Raw genomic sequence first — 18,503 nt, forward strand, 5'->3', positions numbered from 1 at the left:
CACCTTGGTCGAGGCGTGACCGGGTTCTAGCGTGGCGCTCCGCGAGAGGTGGGGAAACGAGAGCTTTGGGGGGACCTTGGCAACGCTGACCACAAACCTTTTTCACGGTCAGGGGGAGCGCAGCCATCGGCTTCGGGTGGTGGCGGGCACGTGGCCGTCCGACATGGACGGTTCGGTCGTGGTGGTTGGCCCAAACAAGCGGGCACCCGGTGGTCACTGGTTCGGCGCACACGGGCTGGTGGAGCGTATTCACCTCAAGCCGAGCCACGACGGCGCCATCACCGTGGAACACAAGCTGGTGAACTCACCGGTCAACAGGTTGCGCAAGCGCCTGCCATGGCTGTTTCGCAGCGTGGCGTTCGTTGAGGCGTCGCCGTTCGGCATCAGCAACCTGGCCAATACCAACGTGGTCAGCGTGCAGGACCGCTTGATATTGGGCTACGACGCCGGTCGGCCGGTGGAGATCGATGCCGAGACCCTCGAGTTCATCTCACCCGTCGGCGCCAACGACGAATGGCTTCAAGGTGTGCCCGGGCTGCTGGAGCCACTGATCGCAGTGGCCGCGCACCCTGCGGTGGACATCGACGAAACGCTGCTTCACTTCGTGAACTACTCGCAGGTCTCGATCCCGGGCGAGGTGGCCGAGACCCATCTGGCCAGCTGGGATCTGCACGGACAGATCCAACGGCGACGAATCGACGGTATGTCCCCATTCGACTCGATCCACGACATCAAGGTGTCGGATCACTACCTGGTGATCTCGGATCTGCCGTTTGTGATCGAGCCCGAGACGTTCCGCGGCGAGCAACGCCGGGAACGCAGCCAGGACCACACCAAACTTTGGATCGTTGCCAAGGCCGACCTGGCGTCCACGCCGGAGGGTGGCACGGTGACGGCCACCGAGGTGCGCGTACCGATGCCGAGCGGGCACCTGTGGCTCGACGCCGAGGAGGTGGATGGGTGCCTGCGGGTGGTCCTCCAGCAGATCCCGCTCGCCGACCTGACGATCACCGTGACGTCCGAGGCACGCAACCACACCGATGGCGCCGTCTTCGATGCCGACTTCGAGGGGTGGATCGCCCAGGCCGTGCAACCGTCCGTGATCACCTGCCTGGTGATCGATCCGGTCACCGGCGTGGTGAAGGAGTCGGAATCGCTGAGCGACCCCGAGCATCTGTGGGGCGGGATTCTGGCCACGACCGACGTCACCCATTCGACCTCCCGAGCGCACCTCAGCCAACTCTGGTACGCCAACGTGGGATTCGATCCCGAGCTGGTACCCGAGGAATGGTGGCGGTTGTACTCGACGGCGACCGACGGCCTGGTTGCGCCCAGCGAGCTTCCGACGGAGCCGATCCCGGGTGCGCTCGCTCGCTTCGATCTGGACCTGATGCAGATCGCCGAGTCGTGGGAGTACCCGGCGGGCTCCTTCCCGTCGCCGCCCACGTTCGTCCCTCGAAGCGGCGCCACCGAGGCCGACGACGGCTACATCGTGTGCGTGGTGCATCAGGACGGGCCCAAGGAACTGCACGTGTTTGAGGCCGGGAACATCGCTGCCGGGCCGGTGGCGCGGGCGTCATCGGCGACGTTCAACCCCAACCTGATGTTGCACTCCTGCTGGTCGCCACCCCGTATCGGCCCCCGCCCAAGCAACTACTCGGTGCCGGTCAAGCGGGACGTGGTCGGCGCCTTGAAGGGTGTGCCCGGGAACATGAAGCGGATCGTGGCGATGGGCAAACGCATGGCAGAGTTGCGCCGGGAGGACGCCTCACGTTGATGGGGTGCCGGATGCAGGCTTCTTACGTGCCGTGCGCACGGTGGCACCTCGCTCGGTGACGCGGGTTCCGGCGGGTGCCTTCTTGGCGGCGGCCTTCTTGGCGGGTGCCTTGCGTTTGGCCGATGTCTTCTTGGCGGGTGCCTTGCGTTTGGCTGGTGTCTTCTTGGTGGCTGCCTTGGGCTTCGGCTCGGTCGGGGCCTGGGCGTTTGGGGCGATGGAACGGGCGGCGGCGAGAAGTTCGTCGTAGGCGTCCTCGACAGCGCCGGCCAGATCCCACACGTCGGGGGTGAGTTCCCGGTCCACCATGAAGCCGACGTCGATGTTGTCCTCGTAGGACAACACCGTGACGTTCATGCCGGCACCCTCCATGATGGGGCCCATCGGGTAGGCGGCGATCAGCTTGGCACCGGCGAAGTACAGAGGAAACGGCGGGCCGGGCACGTTGGAGATCACCAGGTTGTGGATGGGTCGGTGCATGTTGGCCATGTTCATCTGGCTGTAGAGACGGGCGGCCAATTGGAACGTGCGGGGCGCCGCATACTCGCCCCAGTCGGTCATCAGCCGGGCGCCGAGGGCGTTGTGTTCCTCCTTGGCGCCCTTGGTGCTGTCGGCGATGAGGCGCAGCCGCTCGGCCGGGTCGCTCTCTTGGGTTGCCAGGTGGGCGAACATGGCCGAGACCCGGTTGTTGGCCGACCCCTGCTCCTCCTCGGTGCGCACCGACACCGGGATACACGCCACCAGTGACTCGTCGGGCAGGTCGCCACGATCGCTCAGGTACTTGCGCAGCGTGCCCGACATGATGGCCAACACCACATCGTTCACCTTAACCCCGAACGCCTCTTTGATCTCCTTGGCACCCGACAGCGGAACGCGTGCGAAGCCCACCCGTCGGTGGGGCGTGATCGCCGAGTTGAACGGCGTGGGCGGAGCGGTCAGGGGAAGCGCGCCGTGAGTCTCGGTCTCGTCCGACATGCGGGTGCTCACCACGTTGCTGAGGTTGCCCACGGTGCGCCCGATCAGCGCAGGCATGTTGATGATGCGCTTGAAACGAGAGGACATGGCGTAGCCGATGAGCTCCCACTCGTTGGGGATGTGCTCCGGCTCGTGCGGCTGCGGCGGTTCGATCTCGGCGCCCTCAGGGCTGAGGTCGTACAGCGTGGTCATGATCTCGGCGCCGCTGGCACCGTCGATCGCCGAGTGGTGCACCTTGGTGACGACACCGACGCGGTTCTGCTTGAGTCCCTCGATCACCCAGATCTCCCAGAGCGGTTTGCTGCGGTCCAGGGGCACCGATGCGATGCGGGCGGCCACATCTGCCAGCTCTCGTCGTCCTCCTGGTTCCGGTGCGTTGACGCGGTGGATGTGGAAGTCGAGGTCGAAGTCGGGGTCCTCGATCCAAATGGGGTGGTTGAGGTTGAACGGCACGGTCACCAGGCGACGCCGGAAGGGGGCAACCAGGTGCATGCGCTCTGCGATGAGCCGGCGGATGGCGTCGAAGGAGTACCCGCCGGGCATGGTGTCGGTGTCGAAGATCGCCGTCATGGCCACGTGCATGTGGGCATTGGGGGTCTCGAGGTAGGTGAATGCGGCGTCGATCCCCGACAGGCGTTCCATGTAGTGGGCCCCTTGTGAAGCGAGGCCTCGCGGTGAGGCGCTCGTCCGGGCAGTATCCCATGTTGAACTCACCTAAGGGAAGGGAGGAGGCCTGTGCCGTTGGCGAGCGCGTGGGTCTGACCCGGGGGTGTTGCGGTGCGCACCGGTGGGGGAACCCTGGAAGCAACGTTTCCCGAGTGCGTAGACTTCGGGACAATGAGCTTTCTCACTCGTTCCGTCGCCCGAGGCGCTTTGGCCGCCAATTCGCTGGCCCCCCGATCCAACTCCCGCCTATTCACTGTTCCCTCCTTTTTTGGTAGCTGGTTCACCACCGAGCTGAGCGCTTCGTTGATTGCGCTCGACGTGATCGACACCGTGAACTTTGTTCGTCAGGGCGGCCTCCGAAGCAATGCCGGCCGTGCGGCCGTGGTCATTCGGGCGTCGGCTGCCGGTGTCAGCCTGAACCAATGGCGTCAGTCGGTCTCGACCGGGGCGTCGTTTGCCCAGGGCTTTGGTGACTTCGCAGACCTTGACGGGTTGCCCGATGCGACACCCGCCGACCCCAAGGGTGATCTGCTGCCCATCTTCATGGGTTCGAAGAAGCGCCGTCGCAGCAAGGATGTCGCCTTCGCCGAGGTGGGCGGGGTGGAACTGCGCCTCGATGTGTACGAGCCGCTCGAACCTGCGCCCGAGGGGGTGACCCGGCCATGCGTGATCTATGTGCATGGAGGTGGTTGGGTGATCGGCGACAAGCGCGAGCAGGGGGTTCCTCTGCTGAACCACCTGGCCGCCAACGGCTACGTCGGCTTCAACGTGAACTACCGACTGAGCCCAAAGGTGAAGGCGCCCCACCACCTGATCGACGTCAAGCGGGCCATCGCCTGGGTGCGTGAGCACGCCGAGGACTATGGCGCCGACCCCGACTTCATCGCCATCGCCGGCGGATCTGCGGGCGGCCACCTGGCTGCGCTGGCGGCCCTGACCGACGCAGACACCTCCTTCCAGCCCGGCTTCGAGGAGGCGGACTGCTCGCTTCAGGCGGCGGTGCCGTTCTATGGCGTGTACGACCTCACCGAGCGGGCCCAGGACATGTTGGACCTGCTCGACCCGCTGATGTTCCCCAGCCCGGTTGCGGAGGACCCCGAGCTGCACCGGGCTTACTCACCGGTGGAGCGGGTGAACGAGGATGCTCCGCCATTCCTCATCATCCAGGGCTCGCTGGACGTGCTCGTGCCGGCGGAGGGCGCCCGCACCTTCGCGCGAAAGCTCCGGGCCGTGTCATCCCAGCCGGTGCTCTACGTCGAGCTCGAGGGTGCACAACACGCGTTTGACGTGTTCGTGTCGCCCCGCACCCGCCGAACCCTGGACTGGACCCATCGGTTCCTTGACGCCGCTGTGCTGAGGTTCCGGGATCGCACCGGCGACACGGTGGCACCGGTTGGAGAGGGCGAAGACCCAGACGAGGTGCTGGCCGCCGCCGGATAGCTCGGCCGTGTGTCGCAGCGCCCCTCGACGGCGGGCGTGAAGCCCGAGCCGATCAGGCGAGGGCGGCCCGGATGACCGCCGGGGCATCCGTGGGACCGGCGACGGGAATGAGGAGCGCACCGGTGGCTTCGGCGAGCGCCGTGGCATCGGCGACGTCATCCTTCGGCGGCAGCAGTACCAACTCCTCGAACAGCCTGGCGGTCGCAGTTGGCTCGGGACCGGCGGTCGATCGGCAGTCCGACAACACCAGGCAGACCTTGCGACGGGCATCGGAGCGGGCGAGCTGGTGTGCTGCGGCGTCGAGGGCCAGGGACAGGTCGGTCACCCCATGGCCGCGCAGCACCAACAGGTCGTCGACCACCTGCTCGGCGGAGCGCGACGAACCCTGCGGGCGCACCACCAAGGCCTCCCGGGCGATGGCCAGCACCGAGGCGTCGGTTGGGCGACTCAGCACCACGGTCGATGCAATCACGGCCGCGGTGGCCAGGCGGGAGCCCAGCATGGAACCCGAGCGGTCCACCACGAGGCACAGCGCGGTGCCGGGCCGTTCCCAGGCCGCCACCGTGAGCTCTTCCGGCGGCGCGGCGGCGCCGGTGACGCGGGAGGTGAGGATCGCGTCCATGGAGGCGTCCAGGTCGAGGTCGCCTTCGGCCACCGAGGCGCGGCGGCGCGCCAGGCGCCCCACGCCACGCCCGGTGCGGGGGGCGGGCCCGCTGCGTGCCAGGTCGGTGGTGACTCGGCCGGCCAGCCTGGCGGCCAGGCGCCGGAGCGTAGGATCGGTGGCACCCACCAGGTCGGCCAACAGGGCCATCGCATGGTTGGGGTCCTCGGCCAGAAGTCGGTCGAAGGCCTCGTCATCGAGCACGCCCAGCTCGGGGCTGACTTCGGCGAATCCCTGGTGTTGCGCCAATTCGGATCGGCTGGTGGTGCGGCGGGCGGCGTTGGCCACCGCCTCGGCCACCTCGGCACCCTCCTTGATCAGGTCGTCGGCGCCCCCACCGGGGCCGGGGGTTTTGGGGTGTCGTCGGGATGGTCGCTGGTGGGGGTCGAACGGTCGGCGTCGGGATCGTCGTCGGGCGCCTCGGCGGCCGGGTCGAGCTGGGCGAGGTGCCGCTGCCACAGACCGGTGAGCAGCGACTCGGCCGTGGTGGCCGACCCCTCGTGCAACCTGATTCGGCCCGAAAGCGCAGACAGGGTTGCGTCCAGGGTGACGTCGGAACTGAACACGGATCGCCGTCGCAGGGCGGCAAGCTCGCCCGCCACGATCAACAGGTCGATTGCGCCACGCACCGACGAGCCGCTGCGCAGGTCCGGATGGTCGCGGGTGTCGCGCGCCAGGGCCACCGCCCCGTGCAGCAGGGGTGCGGCCGCGTCGGCCAACGCACCCAGCTCGGACGAGACCCCGGCGGCCTCACGGGCCACGATGGTTGCCTCGGCCTCGGCGTCCTGGTAGCCGATGGCCACCCGGGCGCAGCGGTCGTACACCGCCGATGAAATGCGGGCCGTGCCCACGCTGTCGTGCGGGTTCATGGCCGCCACCAGCCTGAACCCGTCGGAGGCGGGGATCATGCCCAGCCGAGGCACGTGGAGCTCGCCTTCGCTCATCACGGTGATCAGCACGTTGAGGGTCTCCTCCGGCAACCGGTTGATCTCCTCGATGTACAGCAACGATCCGTCCCGCAACGCCCGGGCCAGCGGGCCGTCCAGAAACACGTCGGGGGTGTAGCCGGCATCGAGCACGCGGGCAGGGTCGAACATGCCGATCAGCCGAGCCGGGGTGAGCTCGGCGTTGCCCTCGGAAAACTCGAACCCAAGCCCGGCCTCGTCGGCCACCGCCCGCAGCAGCGTGGACTTGCCGGTGCCCGGGGGGCCTTCCAGCAGCAGGTGGCGGGCGCCCGCCAGGCAGGCGACCACCACCTCCAACTCGCGCCGCCGCCCAACCACCAGGGTGTCCAGGCGGTCGAGCAGGGCCACGTCAAAGCGGGCCGACCTTGGCCGCGGGGTGTCCGCAACCGGTCGCAGGGGTGGAAACTCGGTCATGGTCGGCTCCTCGTTGGTGCGTGGATGCCCGAGCTCGGGAGCGACTCAGTCAAAGACGATGACGCCGCGGATGTTCTTGCCGTTGCGCATGTCCTCGTAGCCCTGGTTGATCTCGTCCAGGGTGTAGGTGTTGGTGATCAGCTCGTCCAGCTTCAGCTTGCCCGCCTGATACATGGCCAGCAGGTTGGGGATCTGGTTGCGCGGGTTGGCCGAACCGAAGACGGTGCCCTTGATCTCCTTGTTCATCATGGAGAGCATGAACATGTTGAGCTTGGCGTCCTCGTCCACCATGGGGGCCACTGCGGTCACCACCACGGTGCCGCCCTTGCCGGTGAGGTTCATTGCGGGCTCCAACAACTCGCCCTTCATGACGCCCACCGTGATGATGGTTTGGTTGGCCATCTGGCCCCAGGTCATCTCGCCGAGGGCGCCCATCGCCTCGTCCACCGATGCGTAGGTGTGGGTGGCACCGAACTCCATGGCCTGCTCGCGCTTGAACTCCTCCGGGTCGATCACGACGACGCGCTGGGCACCGGCGATCGCCGCACCCTGCACTGCGTTCATTCCGACGCCGCCGGCGCCGATGACCACCACGGTGTCGCCCGCCTTCGTGCCGGCGCGTTCCACGACGGATCCGTACCCGGTGGCCACACCACAGCTCACCAGGGCCACTTGGGGAAATGGGAGATCATCGGCCACCTTGACCACCCCGTCCTCCGACAACAGCATGTGTTCGGCGAACGAGCCCAACTGGGTCATGCGCGCCGCCGGCTGGTCGCCGATGTGATGGGCCACACGGTCGTCGCCCGGCATGCCCAGGTTGAACAGCTTGGCGCCCTCGTCGCACAGGAAGCTCTGACCCTGAATGCACGAAGGGCAGCGGCCGCAGGAGGGGATGAACGACATCGACACGTGGTCGCCGACGGCCACCCGGGTGACCTCGGGGCCAACCGCCTCGACGATGCCCGATCCCTCATGCCCGCCGATGAGCGGGAAGTGCGGCGCCGGCATGTCGCCGGTGACCACGTGCTCGTCGGAGTGGCACATGCCGGCGGCCTTGGTCTTCACCAACACCTCGCGACCCCGTGGGTCGTCGAGCGTGACCTCCTCGATCTTCCACTCTTCGCCTACGCCCCACAGCACTGCAGCACGGGTCTTCATAAGTTTTCCCCTTGAGAGTTCCTTGATGGCCGCCCCCGTGGCGACCGCCTTGCTCCGTTTCTAGTCCAGGTTGGGCTGGGAAGTGTCACGCGTGACAAGTTCCACCCCGTCGGACCAACCTCGCTCGCCGCCCCACAAGTGCCCTCCCGGGTAGGGTGAGGCGGGCCCGTGCGGGCCGCGGCGATGACCATCGCCGATGACACCATCAGGAGGCCACCGTGGCAACAGAAACCATGGCACCAGCAACCGCTGCGACCACCGACGGATCGAAGCTCGACCCGGCCGCAGACGAGCAGGTGACCGCCGAACTCATCGAAGAAGAGTTGTTGGTAGAAGAGGTGTCGATCGACGGGATGTGCGGGGTCTACTGATCCCAAGCGATCTCATGGATCAATCGGTGGCACTCGATGAGGCCTGGTCGCTGAACCCGAGGGTGTCGCTTCGTCCCGAACGTTTTGGCGCACTCGCCTACCACTTTGGCAATCGCCGCCTGTCGTTCCTTCGCCATCCAGACCTGGTGAGCGTGGCCGAGGGTTTGGCCGACGCCGACTCGGTGGCGGACGCGCTGCGGGCCGCCGGGGTGGCCGAGGCCCGCTGGCCGTCCTTTCAACGGGCGCTGGCCACCTTGGCCGCCTCGGACATGGTGATACGACGCGACGCCGTGGAACATCCCGAGCAAGCGATCAACCTCCAACCCGAGAGGAGTTCCCGGTGAGCGATCAGATCACCCCCCTGACCCTTGGCCGCAGTGTTCCCGCCGTTGCTGATCAACCCCCGTCGGCCACGCGCAGCCTGACCGACGACTTCAAGCTGGGCCTTGAAGCCCCCATCTGCCTGACCTGGGAGCTGACGTACGCCTGCAACCTGGCCTGCCGTCACTGCCTGTCGTCATCCGGGCGTCGTGACCCCGCCGAGCTGAGCACCGCCGAGTGCTTCGGTGTGGTCGACGAACTGCAGCGACTTGGTGTGTTCTACGTCAACCTGGGCGGTGGCGAGCCCATGCTGCGCCGTGACTTCTTCGACATCGTGGAGTACTCGACCGCCCACGACGTCGGCGTGAAGTTCTCCACCAACGGCACCTATATCGACCCGGCGGCAGCCCGCCGTCTCGCCTCGATGGACTACCTCGACATCCAGGTGTCGATCGACGGCGCCACCGCCGCGGTGAACGATCACGTGCGTGGGCAGGGCAGCTTCGCCACCGCCAGGACCGCCATGGACAATTTGGCCGCCGCCGACTTCGGCGCGTTCAAGATCTCGGTGGTCGTCACGCGTCAGAACGTCGACCAGCTCGACGACTTCCGTGCGGTTGCCGACGAGTACGGCGCCCAGCTGCGCATCACCCGCCTGCGGCCCTCCGGACGGGGTGCCGACACCTGGGACGAGTTGCACCCGACCCAGCAGCAACAGCGTGACCTCTACCACTGGCTGCTCGACCGCCCCGACGTGCTCACCGGCGACTCGTTCTTCCACCTGAACGCCTTGGGCTCCGAGCAGTTGCCGGGGCTGAACCTGTGCGGCGCCGGGCGCGTGGTGTGCCTCATCGACCCCATCGGTGACGTGTACGCCTGCCCGTTCGTGATCCACGACGAGTTCCTGGCCGGCAACGTGCGCGATCAGGGCGGATTCACCGGCGTGTGGAAGGGCTCGGACCTGTTCACGTCATTGCGGGAGCCCACCTCGGCCGGTGCCTGCGCCAGTTGCGGGGCCTATGACGCATGCCAGGGTGGCTGCATGGCCTCGAAGTTCTTTGTTGGCCTGGAGATGGACGACCCCGACCCGGAGTGCGTGCTGGGCCATGGTGAGACGGCGCTGGCCGACAAGCGGGCAGCGGGCGAGCTGGTCGGTGTGGGATCGCCGCCCAGGCCTTCACAGGATCACAGCCGCCCGGGCGCAGCGGTGCCGGTCAGCATCGGTGCCCGGCTGTCCTGACCGGTCAGGCGGCCCCCGAATCGGCCTCTGTTCGCACCCGGGCCCGCCACCGACGATCATGGAGCGGTGACCCTGCTGGACCCAATTGATCTCGGTACCCGGTGCGCTCCGAACCGGGTGATGTTCGGGCCACACGTTTCCAACCTTGGTCGTGGTCGCTCGATCTCTGACCGCCACGTCGCCTACTACGGGCGCCGAGCCGAGGGCGGTGCCGGAATCATCGTCACCGAGGAGGCGTCGGTTCACCCGTCGGACTGGCCCTACGAGCGGGCGCCGCTGGCCTCGGAGTGCGTCGCCGGCTGGGCGGCGGTCGCCGACGCCTGCCATCCTCACGGCTCGCTGGTGCTGGCGGCGCTGGGCCACGCGGGAGGCCAGGGCACCTCGCACTGGAGCCAGCGTGAATTGTGGGCGCCCTCGCGGGTGCCGGAGGTGGACACCCGCGAGGTCCCGAAGCAGATGGAGGCGGCCGACATCGGTGCAGTGGTGGCCGGGTTCGGGGCAGCAGCCGAAGGCGCCCGTTCGGCGGGCCTGGACGGCGTCGAGGTCAACGCCGGGCAGCACTCGTTGGTGCGGCAGTTCCTGTCGGGACTGACCAACCAGCGGGGCGATGAGTGGGCCGACCGCAACCGGTTCGCCACCGACGTGCTGGCCGCCGCCCGCGCCGGGCTGGGGGCCGACGGCGTGCTGGGGATGCGCCTCAGCTGCGACGAGTACGCCCCCTGGGCGGGTATCACCCCCGAAGCCGCGGCGACGCTGGCCGCTGAGCTGGCCGGGCTGATCGACTACCTGGTGGTGGTGTCGGGGTCGATCTTCACCGTTGGCGCCACGCGGCCCGACGCTCACGTGCCCGCCGGGTTCAACCTTGGGCTCTGCTCAGCGGTGCGCACCGCTGTTCGAGCGGCCCACGGCGACCGCGTGCCGGTGGTGGCGCAGGGCTCGATCGTCGACGTGACCATGGCCGAGACGGCGCTTGGCGACGGCACCGCCGACGTGGTGGAAATGACCCGCGCCCAGATCGCCGACCCAGACCTGGTGTCCAAGGCGGTGGCCGGTCACGTCGAGCGGATCCGGCCATGTGTCCGCTGCAACCAACAGTGCATGGTGCGCGACAACCGCAATCCCATCGTCTCCTGCATCGGTGAGCCTCGCTCCGGTCACGAGCTCTCCGATTCGGAGCCCCCTCGACTCTGCGCCGAGCGCGGCGCCGACGACGGGCCACGACGGCCCGTCACCGTGATCGGTGCCGGGCCCGCCGGCATGGAGGCCGCACGGGTGGCGGCGCTTCGAGGTTTCGGCGTCACCGTGATCGACGCCGCGGACGCCTGCGGCGCCACGGTGCGCGCCTGGACCACGGCCTCGGGCCGGGAACCGATGGTTCGGTTGGTCGACTGGTTGGAGTCGGAGTGCCGTCGGTTGGGTGTGGAGTTCGAACTTGGCCGGACGGTCGATCCGGCCGGCGTCGGGGAACTCGGGGCAGGCGGCCCGACCTTGCTGGCAACGGGGGCGCGCCCGGGGGAGCGGTCCTATGGGACAACATCCGGCGGGGTGGTCGTCGACGCCGCGGCCCTGCTGGAACACCGCCGGGCCCAACCGGACGACGACACCCTGGGTCTCCCCACCGGTGCTGTGGCGATCTGGGATCCAATCGGCGGGCCGATTGCCGTGTCGATCGCCGAGACCCTCGCCGGGCTGGGGCGATCGGTTCACCTGATCACCGGCGACCAGATCGTGGGCAACGAGCTGTCCCGCACCGGCGACCTGGCACCGGCCAACGCCCGCCTGGCCCAGGTGGGGGTCACCATGCACCGCCGCCGTATCCTGCGAAAGGTGCGCAAGCGGGATATCGAGGTGGAGAACCGATTTACGGGAGCAACCGAGACGATCGTCGTCGGCGCCCTGATCGACGCAGGACACCGGTTGCCCGACGACACCTTCAACCCGGTGGACCGTTCGGTGGCACGTGCCGGTGATTGCGTGGCACCTCGCACGATCGCTCAGGCCGTGCTCGAAGGCCGACGCTGGGCGCAGGGCGTTGTGATGGGCATCCCGCACCCCTTCGAGGCAATCCCAGCGGAAGCATCAATCGGGACCGAACCACCGGGGGAATCGTCATGACCGAGCGACTGCTGTGGTCGCCGCTGCGGTTGGGGCCGGTCACGCTGCGAAACCGAATCGTGTTCTCTGCCCACCTCACCAACTACGCGGTCGATGGCAAACCGTCACCTCAGCACGCCGCCTACTACGCCGAACGCGCTGCGGGGGGTGCCGGGCTGATCATCACCGAGGAGCACTCCACCCATCCCACCGACTGGCCCTACGAAAAGCTGATCCACGGTTTCAACCGGGACGTGATCCCCGGTTACCGGGCGATCACCGAAGCGGTGCACGCACATCGCACGCCGATCTTCGCCCAGATCAACCACAACGGTGGGCAGGCCTCGTCGATGTACACCCGGCTACCGGTGTGGGCGCCCTCGGCGGTGGCCGATCCGTTGTTTCGCGAGGTGCCCAAGGCCATCGACCACGACGAGATCGCCGAGATCATCGCCGGGTACGCGCTCGTCGCCGCCAACTGCGCCGAGGGCGGCTTCGACGGCATCGAGTTGCAGTGCAGCCACAGCTCGATCGTCCGCGGGTTCCTGTCGCCCGCCACCAACCGGCGCACCGACGCCTACGGCGGAACGCTGGCCAACCGGGCCCGACTGCTCCTCGAACTTGTGGCCGCGGTGAGGGCCGCCATCGGCCCCGACCTGGCATTGGGCGTGCGCCTGTGCGGCGACGAACTGATCGAAGGGGGCACCACCATCGAGGACGCGGTGGAGGTGGCGAAGATGGTGGAGGCCACCGGCGCAGTCGACTACCTCAACACCTCCATCGGTGTGGCCACCTCGTCGCTGTTCATGATCGAGGCGTCGATGCACATCCCGCCCGGCTACGCCTCGTTCATCCCCTCGGCCCTGCGCGAGGTGGTCGACCTGCCGGTGGTGGGCGTCGGCCGTTTCAAGGACCCGTTGCAGGCAGAGCGGGCGCTCACCGAGGGCCACTGCGATTTGGTGGGGGTGGTGCGCGGCCAGATCGCCGATGCCGCCTTCGCCGCCAAGTCGCGTGCGGGCAAAGTCGAGTCGGTGCGTCTGTGCCTGTCGTGCAACCAGGAGTGCGTCGGCCGGATGGGCCTCAACCGGTGGCTTGGATGTATCGAAAACCCGCGGACCGGCCGGGAGGCCGAGGGCGTGGGCGCGCCCCGACCGGTGGCGCTGTCCAGGTCGGTGCTGGTGGTCGGCGGCGGACCGGCCGGGCTTCAGGCCGCCATTGCGGCGGCGCGCAACGGCCACCGGGTGACGCTCTGCGAGCGCCACGAACTCACCGGTGGGGCCGTTCGCCTGGCGGCCTCGGTGCCCAACCGGGCCGAGTTCGGCGACCTGGTGCGCAACCAGTTTCACGAGGCCACCCGGCTGGGCGTGGAGATCGAGACCGGGGTGACCCTTGACGCCGCCGAGGTGCTGCGCCGCCGACCTCACAGCGTCGTGGTGGCCACCGGCGCCCGTCCGGCTCGGCCCTACTGGGCGCCCGGGGACGAGCACCGAATCGTGGACGTGATCGAGGTGCTCGACGGCGCCGCGGCGCCGTCAGGACGGGTGGTGGTGCTCGACGAGCTGGGCTTCCATCAGGCCACGTCGGTCGCCGAGCTGCTGGCCGATCGGGGCTGTGACGTGGAGGTGATCACGCCTGGCATGGTCGTGGGCCAGGACCTGGGCATCACGCTGGACCTGGAGACCTGGTGGATGCGGGCCGAGTCCAAAGGCATCGTTCAGACCACCGAGCTGGTGCCGATGGGCTGGGATCAGGGCTCGCTGACGCTGCAGCATCACCCCACCGGGACGATGCACGAGCGCACCCCCGACTGGGTGGTGCTGGCCGTGCCCGCCACCCCCGCCGAGGAGCTCTACCTGGAACTGCTCGATGCCGGCGTGGACGTGCACCGTGCGGGCGATGTGGTGGCTCCCCGCCGCGCGCACGCCGCGGTGGTCGACGGCGAACGCGTCGGCGCCGCCCTGTAGCCCCAACCCGTCGGTTACCGGGGGCCAGGGTGTGGGCTCAGCCCGCGGCGGCGTTGAGATCGTCGCGGTTGACGACCGATGCCAGGGTGAGCCCCTCGGCGCTGAGCGCCTCGGTGCCGCCCTCCGACCGATCGATGACGCACACCACGTCGGTGATCTGTGCGCCGATACCCCGTAGGTCGGCGGTTGACAGCACCACCTGTCCGCCGGAGGTGATCACGTCCTCGACGATCAGCACACGCTTGCCGTCCACATCGGCACCCTCGGCAAACTTGGCGGTGCCGTACTTCTTGGCCGATTTGCGCACGAAGCAGGCGGGCAGGCCCGTCACCCTGGCCAACGCGGTGACCACCGGGATGCCGCCCATTTCCAGACCGGCGAGCACTTCAATGCCCTCGGGCACCAGTGTGGCCATCGCCTCGGCCACCTCGGCGAGCAACACCGGGTCGGACTCGAAGCGGTACTTGTCGAAGTACTCGTTCGACACCCGCCCGGAGCGAAGCGTGAACTCCCCGGTGAGGTGCGAGGTGGCGTAGATGCGGTGGGCCAGGTCGGCTCGGATGGCGTCGTCGGTGATCGGCATGGTTGAGCACTCTACGGGGCGGCGGCACCAGTCCCGGACTCTCCCACCCGGCACTCGCTGGGCCAGACTCTGCACCATGCCCGAAGGCCACATCATCCACCGTTTGGCTCGACACATCCGGCGAAGCATGGGCGACGAGCCGGTGGTGGTCTCCTCCCCCCAAGGCCGGTTTGCCGGTTCGGCGGCGCTGCTGAACGGGCAGCGGGTCAGCCGAACCGCGGCATGGGGCAAGGACCTGTTCGTCTTCTGGGAGGCCGATGAGATCCTGCACGTGCACTTGGGCCTGATCGGCAAGTTTCGGGTTGCCCGGGCGCCCGGTCCGGATCCGAGGGACACGATTCGGCTGCGTCTTGAGGGAGGCGGTGCCGAGGCCGACGTGTGGGACCTCACGGGGCCGATGCGCTGCGAGCTGATCACCCCGCAGGAGCAACGGGCGATCACCTCGGCCCTGGGCGCCGACCCGTTGCGGCCCAACGGAGACGTTGCTGGGGCCCGCACCCGGTTCCTGTCGACCAAAAGGCCGGTCGCCGCAGCGCTGTTGGACCAGCGCATCATCGCCGGTATCGGCAACGTGTACCGGGCCGAACTGCTGTTTCGGGCCGGGATCCACCCTGAGGTTCCGGCCGCAGCGCTGAGCGAGGCCGACTTCGACTCGCTGTGGAACGACACGGTGAGGCTGATGCGCATCGGCGCGCGCCTGGGCAACATCGTGACCACCGAACCCGACGAGATCGGGCGAACCCCGGGCCGGATGAAACCCGACGATCGGCTCTACGTGTACAAGCAGCAGCGATGTCGCCGCTGCGGCACCGACATCGCCATCGCCGAGGTTGCCGGCCGCAACTGCTACTTCTGTCCCACCTGCCAAACCCGGTAGGGCGCTGACCCGGCTCGCACGGCGCTGTGGCCGGCTACGTCTTTGGCGGCGGGCCGGCGACGGCGGCGGCCCACACCGAATCGAACGTCGCGTCGGCCGGATGCATGTGCATCGCCCAGGTGACCCCGGGGACCTCCAGCAGCGTCATGTCGTCCTTCGCCGCCACCACCGCCACATCAAAGCCCTCCAACGAACCCCGGACCGCCACGACCTGGTCGAGTGCCCGGCCGAGTTGGTCGGCGTCCACCTCGATGAGGAACAGGCCTTCGAAGCGGGCGGCGCGACGAACCGGCCGCAGGGCATCACCCCGGGCGGCGCACCAGATGGGGATTCGTGGCCGCTGGAGCGGCGTGGGACGAAAAGCCACCCCGTCGATCAGTCGGTGTTCGCCCCGGTGGGTGACGACCTCTCCGGCCCAGGCCTCGACCAGCAGGTCGGCCGACTCGTCCAGGATGTCGGCCCGGGTGCGAGGGTCGGTCACCTCGCCGAACCGGGTCAGCTCACCGTCGGTGTCGACGCCGAGCCCGATACCCAGGGTGAGCCGGCCGTTGCTGAGGTGGTCGAGGGTGACCGTCTGACGGATGAGGGTGGACATGCGCCGCCTGGACAGCGGCGTCACCATGGGACCGATCCGGATCGATTCGGTTGCGGTGGCGACCGCCGCCAACGTGACCCACACGTCGGAGATCTCCGCCACCTCGGCCGGATCTCGGTGCACGTGATCCCACAGGTAGAGGCCGTCCCAACCGGCGGCCTCGGCGGCGACGGCCAGGTCGACCATGGCCTTCGGGTCGACCAGTTCGCCAAACGGGGCGACGGACAGGGCGTGTTGCATGAGCCGCGACCTTAGCGGCGCGGGTTGGTCCTGGAGCGCCCTACGCTGGCAACTCCACGAGCGAGGAGTAGCCCCATGGCGATTGAACCGTTGAGATGGACGACCACCGCTGACGCCGGCGCGGTGCTGACCACGGTCGGCACGGCGTTGCAGTCGTTGGGCTACACCGTGACGGCGAATGCCGATGGCTGGTCGGGTCGTGCCGAGGTGGGCTCGAAGGTTGGACGCGCCCTGGCGGGTGGCTTTGTGCGACGCATGATCGTGAACTATCAGGTGGGCCAGGGGGTGCAACCCGAGACGTCGGAGGTGCAGATCGCCCCGGCCATGTCTGGCATCGGTGGCGGAGCGCTGGGCATCTCCAAGGCGAAGAAGGAGATGGCCTCGATCGCCCAGGCCGTGCACGGTGCGCTGGCCGCCAACGACCAGTTGGCCCAGATCGACAGCCAATTCCTGCCGCCCGCCCCGGGTGCGCCGCCCCAGGGTTGACGCCCCAAGGTTGACGCCCCGGCACAGCGACAATTGAGCTAGCCGGCACGGCCGTGAAGCAGCTTGATCGCCTTGCCGACCAACTCGTCGGTCTTCTTGGTGCGATCAAAGCTGGTGAGCGCCAACGGGGCGGCGAAACGCTGACGGGCCACCGACTTGGCCCGCGTGAACTCGCGGATGCCGTCCGCTCCGTGGATACGGCCGAAGCCTGAATCGCCAATGCCGCCGAAGGGCAGCGCTGCGATCGCGGCAAAGGAGATCACCGAGTTCACCGCGGTCATGCCCGACCGGATGCGGGCAGCAAGTTCGGCGCCCCGAGCCTTCGAGAAGACGGTGGAGCCCAGCCCAAACGCCGAGTTGTTGGTGCGCTCGATCGCCTCGTCCATCGACGCCACCCGGGTGATCACGATGGTGGGGCCAAAGGTTTCCTCGGTCATCGCCAGCGAATCGTCGGGTACGTCCACCAGCACGGTCGGCCCGACCACCCGTTCGCCCACGGCGCCCGGCCCGCCCAGCAGCGCCCGGCCGCCCTTGTCGAGCGCATCGGAGATGTGACCGGCGATGATACCGATCTGTTTGGGCATGGTGATCGGGCCGATCTGGGCGTCGTCGCCGCTGCCCACAGTCAGGGCGGAGGCCTTGTCGACCACCCGGTCGACGAACTCGTCGTACACGTCGCCGTGCACGTACACGCGCTCGACGCCAACGCAGGTCTGCCCGGCATTGGACATGGCGCCCCACGTTGCGGCGTCGGCGGCGGCCTCAAGGTCGGCGTCGGCGTCCACCAACATGGCGTCCTTGCCGCCGCACTCCATCAGCACCGGCGTGAGGTGCTCGGCCGCGGCCGCCATGATGCGCTTGCCGGTGGCCGTCGATCCGGTGAATGCGATCTTGTCGACCTTGGCGTCCACCAGCGCCGCACCGGTGGCGCCCATGCCGGTGACGCACTGCAGCACCGGCTGGGCGCAGGCGGCGGCAAAGCTGTTGGACAGCCAGTGGCCCACACCCGGGGTGTACTCGGACGGCTTGAACACCACGGCGTTGCCGGCCGCCAAGGCGTACGCGATCGAGCCCATCGGCGTGAACACCGGATAGTTCCAGGGGCCGATCACGCCGATCACGCCAAGCGGCTGGTATTCGAGTGTGGCGGCCATGTTGGACATCAGCAGGCCGGGGAACACGCTGCGGCGCTTCATGACCTTGGGTGCGTACTTGGTTGCCCAGGCCAGGTGCTCGACCGCCAACACCACCTCCAGTTGGGCGTCACCACGGGGCTTGCCGGTCTCGTTGTGCACCACGTCGATGAGGTGGTCGGCATGGTTCACCAGGTGCGAACGCCACCGCTTCAGCACTCTCGTGCGGCCGGCGGTGCCCTGAGCTCGCCACCAGGCTGCGGCAAGCCGGGCTCGCTCGACCACGGCGCGTACCTCGTCGGGTCCGGCGGCCGGGTAGGTGTTGACCACCTCGCCGGAACCCGGGTTGAGCACGTCAAACGTCTCGCCCGGTGATGCCGACTGCGTTGCCGATGACACGGCGGAAGCCTGGCCGGTCGTTGAGGTTTCGGTGATGCTCATGGGTGCCCCTTTGGAAGCTGTTGTGCCCAGACTGGCATGGCCCGTCGGTCGGGCATCGTGTGGTGCAGTCCAACACGTCGGCATCGGCGCTGCCACGCGGGA

General features: G+C 68.3%; 16 protein-coding genes. 9 read left to right on the forward strand and 7 right to left on the reverse strand.

Annotated elements, in window-relative coordinates:
• Positions 1–31 precede the first annotated feature (31 nt).
• The gene (locus MPARV_RS0114160; RefSeq protein ID WP_020378749.1) at positions 32–1,777 is read left to right on the forward strand and encodes a carotenoid oxygenase family protein; all 1,746 of its coding nucleotides are present in this window, start codon (positions 32–34) and stop codon (positions 1,775–1,777) included.
• Here MPARV_RS0114160 and MPARV_RS0114170 read toward each other — a convergent pair.
• On the reverse strand, positions 1,769–3,391 hold the full coding sequence (locus tag MPARV_RS0114170) for a WS/DGAT/MGAT family O-acyltransferase (protein WP_020378750.1): 1,623 nt from the start codon (positions 3,389–3,391) through the stop codon (positions 1,769–1,771). The two genes, MPARV_RS0114160 and MPARV_RS0114170, sit on opposite strands and share 9 nt — an antisense overlap.
• Positions 3,392–3,586: 195 nt before the next feature.
• Between MPARV_RS0114170 and MPARV_RS0114175 the strand changes: the two genes are divergently transcribed.
• A complete protein-coding gene (locus MPARV_RS0114175) occupies positions 3,587–4,855 on the forward strand; it encodes an alpha/beta hydrolase (RefSeq protein WP_020378751.1) in 1,269 nt (422 codons plus the stop codon).
• 52 nt (positions 4,856–4,907) lie between these two features.
• Here MPARV_RS0114175 and MPARV_RS0114180 read toward each other — a convergent pair whose 3' ends face one another.
• From MPARV_RS0114180 to MPARV_RS0114190, 3 genes are read right to left on the reverse strand one after another with little or no spacing between them, the layout of a single operon-like run.
• Positions 4,908–5,816, reverse strand: a complete 909-nt coding sequence (locus MPARV_RS0114180; protein WP_051012007.1) for a vWA domain-containing protein — start codon at positions 5,814–5,816, stop codon at positions 4,908–4,910.
• 17 nt (positions 5,817–5,833) lie between these two features.
• Positions 5,834–6,895: an AAA family ATPase gene (locus tag MPARV_RS21480; RefSeq protein WP_012226369.1), complete on the reverse strand. Its 1,062-nt coding sequence runs from the start codon at positions 6,893–6,895 to the stop codon at positions 5,834–5,836.
• 45 nt (positions 6,896–6,940) lie between these two features.
• Positions 6,941–8,056, reverse strand: a complete 1,116-nt coding sequence (locus MPARV_RS0114190; protein ID WP_012226367.1) for an NDMA-dependent alcohol dehydrogenase — start codon at positions 8,054–8,056, stop codon at positions 6,941–6,943.
• Positions 8,057–8,274: 218 nt separating this feature from the next.
• On the opposite strand from MPARV_RS0114190, the gene mftA reads away from it, so the two are divergent.
• The 5 genes from mftA (at position 8,275) to MPARV_RS0114215 (ending at position 14,046) form a co-directional block, all read left to right on the forward strand.
• The gene (gene mftA / locus MPARV_RS25395; RefSeq protein ID WP_012226365.1) at positions 8,275–8,427 is read left to right on the forward strand and encodes a mycofactocin precursor MftA; all 153 of its coding nucleotides are present in this window, start codon (positions 8,275–8,277) and stop codon (positions 8,425–8,427) included.
• Between the two features lie 26 nt (positions 8,428–8,453).
• Entirely contained in the window at positions 8,454–8,771 is a 318-nt protein-coding gene (gene mftB / locus MPARV_RS0114200; RefSeq protein WP_202948845.1) for a mycofactocin biosynthesis chaperone MftB, read from the forward strand.
• Positions 8,772–8,788: 17 nt separating this feature from the next.
• Positions 8,789–9,988, forward strand: coding sequence for a mycofactocin radical SAM maturase (gene mftC, locus MPARV_RS0114205; protein ID WP_051012026.1), 1,200 nt, complete (start codon positions 8,789–8,791; stop codon positions 9,986–9,988).
• A 66-nt stretch (positions 9,989–10,054) separates the two neighbouring features.
• Positions 10,055–12,103 carry a mycofactocin system FadH/OYE family oxidoreductase 1 gene (locus MPARV_RS0114210; RefSeq protein WP_020378754.1) on the forward strand — a complete coding sequence of 683 codons (2,049 nt, stop codon included), beginning with the start codon at positions 10,055–10,057 and terminating at the stop codon, positions 12,101–12,103.
• Positions 12,100–14,046 (forward strand): mycofactocin system FadH/OYE family oxidoreductase 2, encoded by a 1,947-nt coding sequence (locus tag MPARV_RS0114215; RefSeq protein ID WP_020378755.1) that lies wholly within the window; start codon positions 12,100–12,102, stop codon positions 14,044–14,046. Before MPARV_RS0114210 ends, MPARV_RS0114215 begins: the two co-directional genes overlap by 4 nt.
• Before the next feature lie 37 nt (positions 14,047–14,083).
• Here MPARV_RS0114215 and pyrE read toward each other — a convergent pair whose 3' ends face one another.
• Entirely contained in the window at positions 14,084–14,629 is a 546-nt protein-coding gene (pyrE, locus tag MPARV_RS0114220) for an orotate phosphoribosyltransferase (protein ID WP_012226355.1), read from the reverse strand.
• Between the two features lie 76 nt (positions 14,630–14,705).
• Between pyrE and MPARV_RS0114225 the strand changes: the two genes are divergently transcribed.
• Entirely contained in the window at positions 14,706–15,506 is an 801-nt protein-coding gene (locus MPARV_RS0114225) for an Fpg/Nei family DNA glycosylase (protein ID WP_031278665.1), read from the forward strand.
• A 34-nt stretch (positions 15,507–15,540) separates the two neighbouring features.
• On the opposite strand, the gene MPARV_RS0114230 is transcribed toward MPARV_RS0114225, so the two are convergent.
• A complete protein-coding gene (locus tag MPARV_RS0114230; RefSeq protein ID WP_012226351.1) occupies positions 15,541–16,341 on the reverse strand; it encodes an LLM class flavin-dependent oxidoreductase in 801 nt (266 codons plus the stop codon).
• Between the two features lie 75 nt (positions 16,342–16,416).
• Here MPARV_RS0114230 and MPARV_RS0114235 point away from each other — a divergent pair, with 75 nt between their 5' ends.
• The gene (locus tag MPARV_RS0114235; RefSeq protein WP_012226349.1) at positions 16,417–16,827 is read left to right on the forward strand and encodes a hypothetical protein; all 411 of its coding nucleotides are present in this window, start codon (positions 16,417–16,419) and stop codon (positions 16,825–16,827) included.
• A 38-nt stretch (positions 16,828–16,865) separates the two neighbouring features.
• Here the strand turns inward: MPARV_RS0114235 and MPARV_RS0114240 are convergent, their stop codons facing one another.
• Positions 16,866–18,401 (reverse strand): aldehyde dehydrogenase family protein, encoded by a 1,536-nt coding sequence (locus tag MPARV_RS0114240; protein WP_020378757.1) that lies wholly within the window; start codon positions 18,399–18,401, stop codon positions 16,866–16,868.
• Positions 18,402–18,503: the final 102 nt, after the last annotated feature.

Origin of the sequence: Candidatus Microthrix parvicella Bio17-1, assembly GCF_000299415.1 — a bacterium.
Lineage (GTDB): Bacteria > Actinomycetota > Acidimicrobiia > Acidimicrobiales > Microtrichaceae > Microthrix > Microthrix parvicella.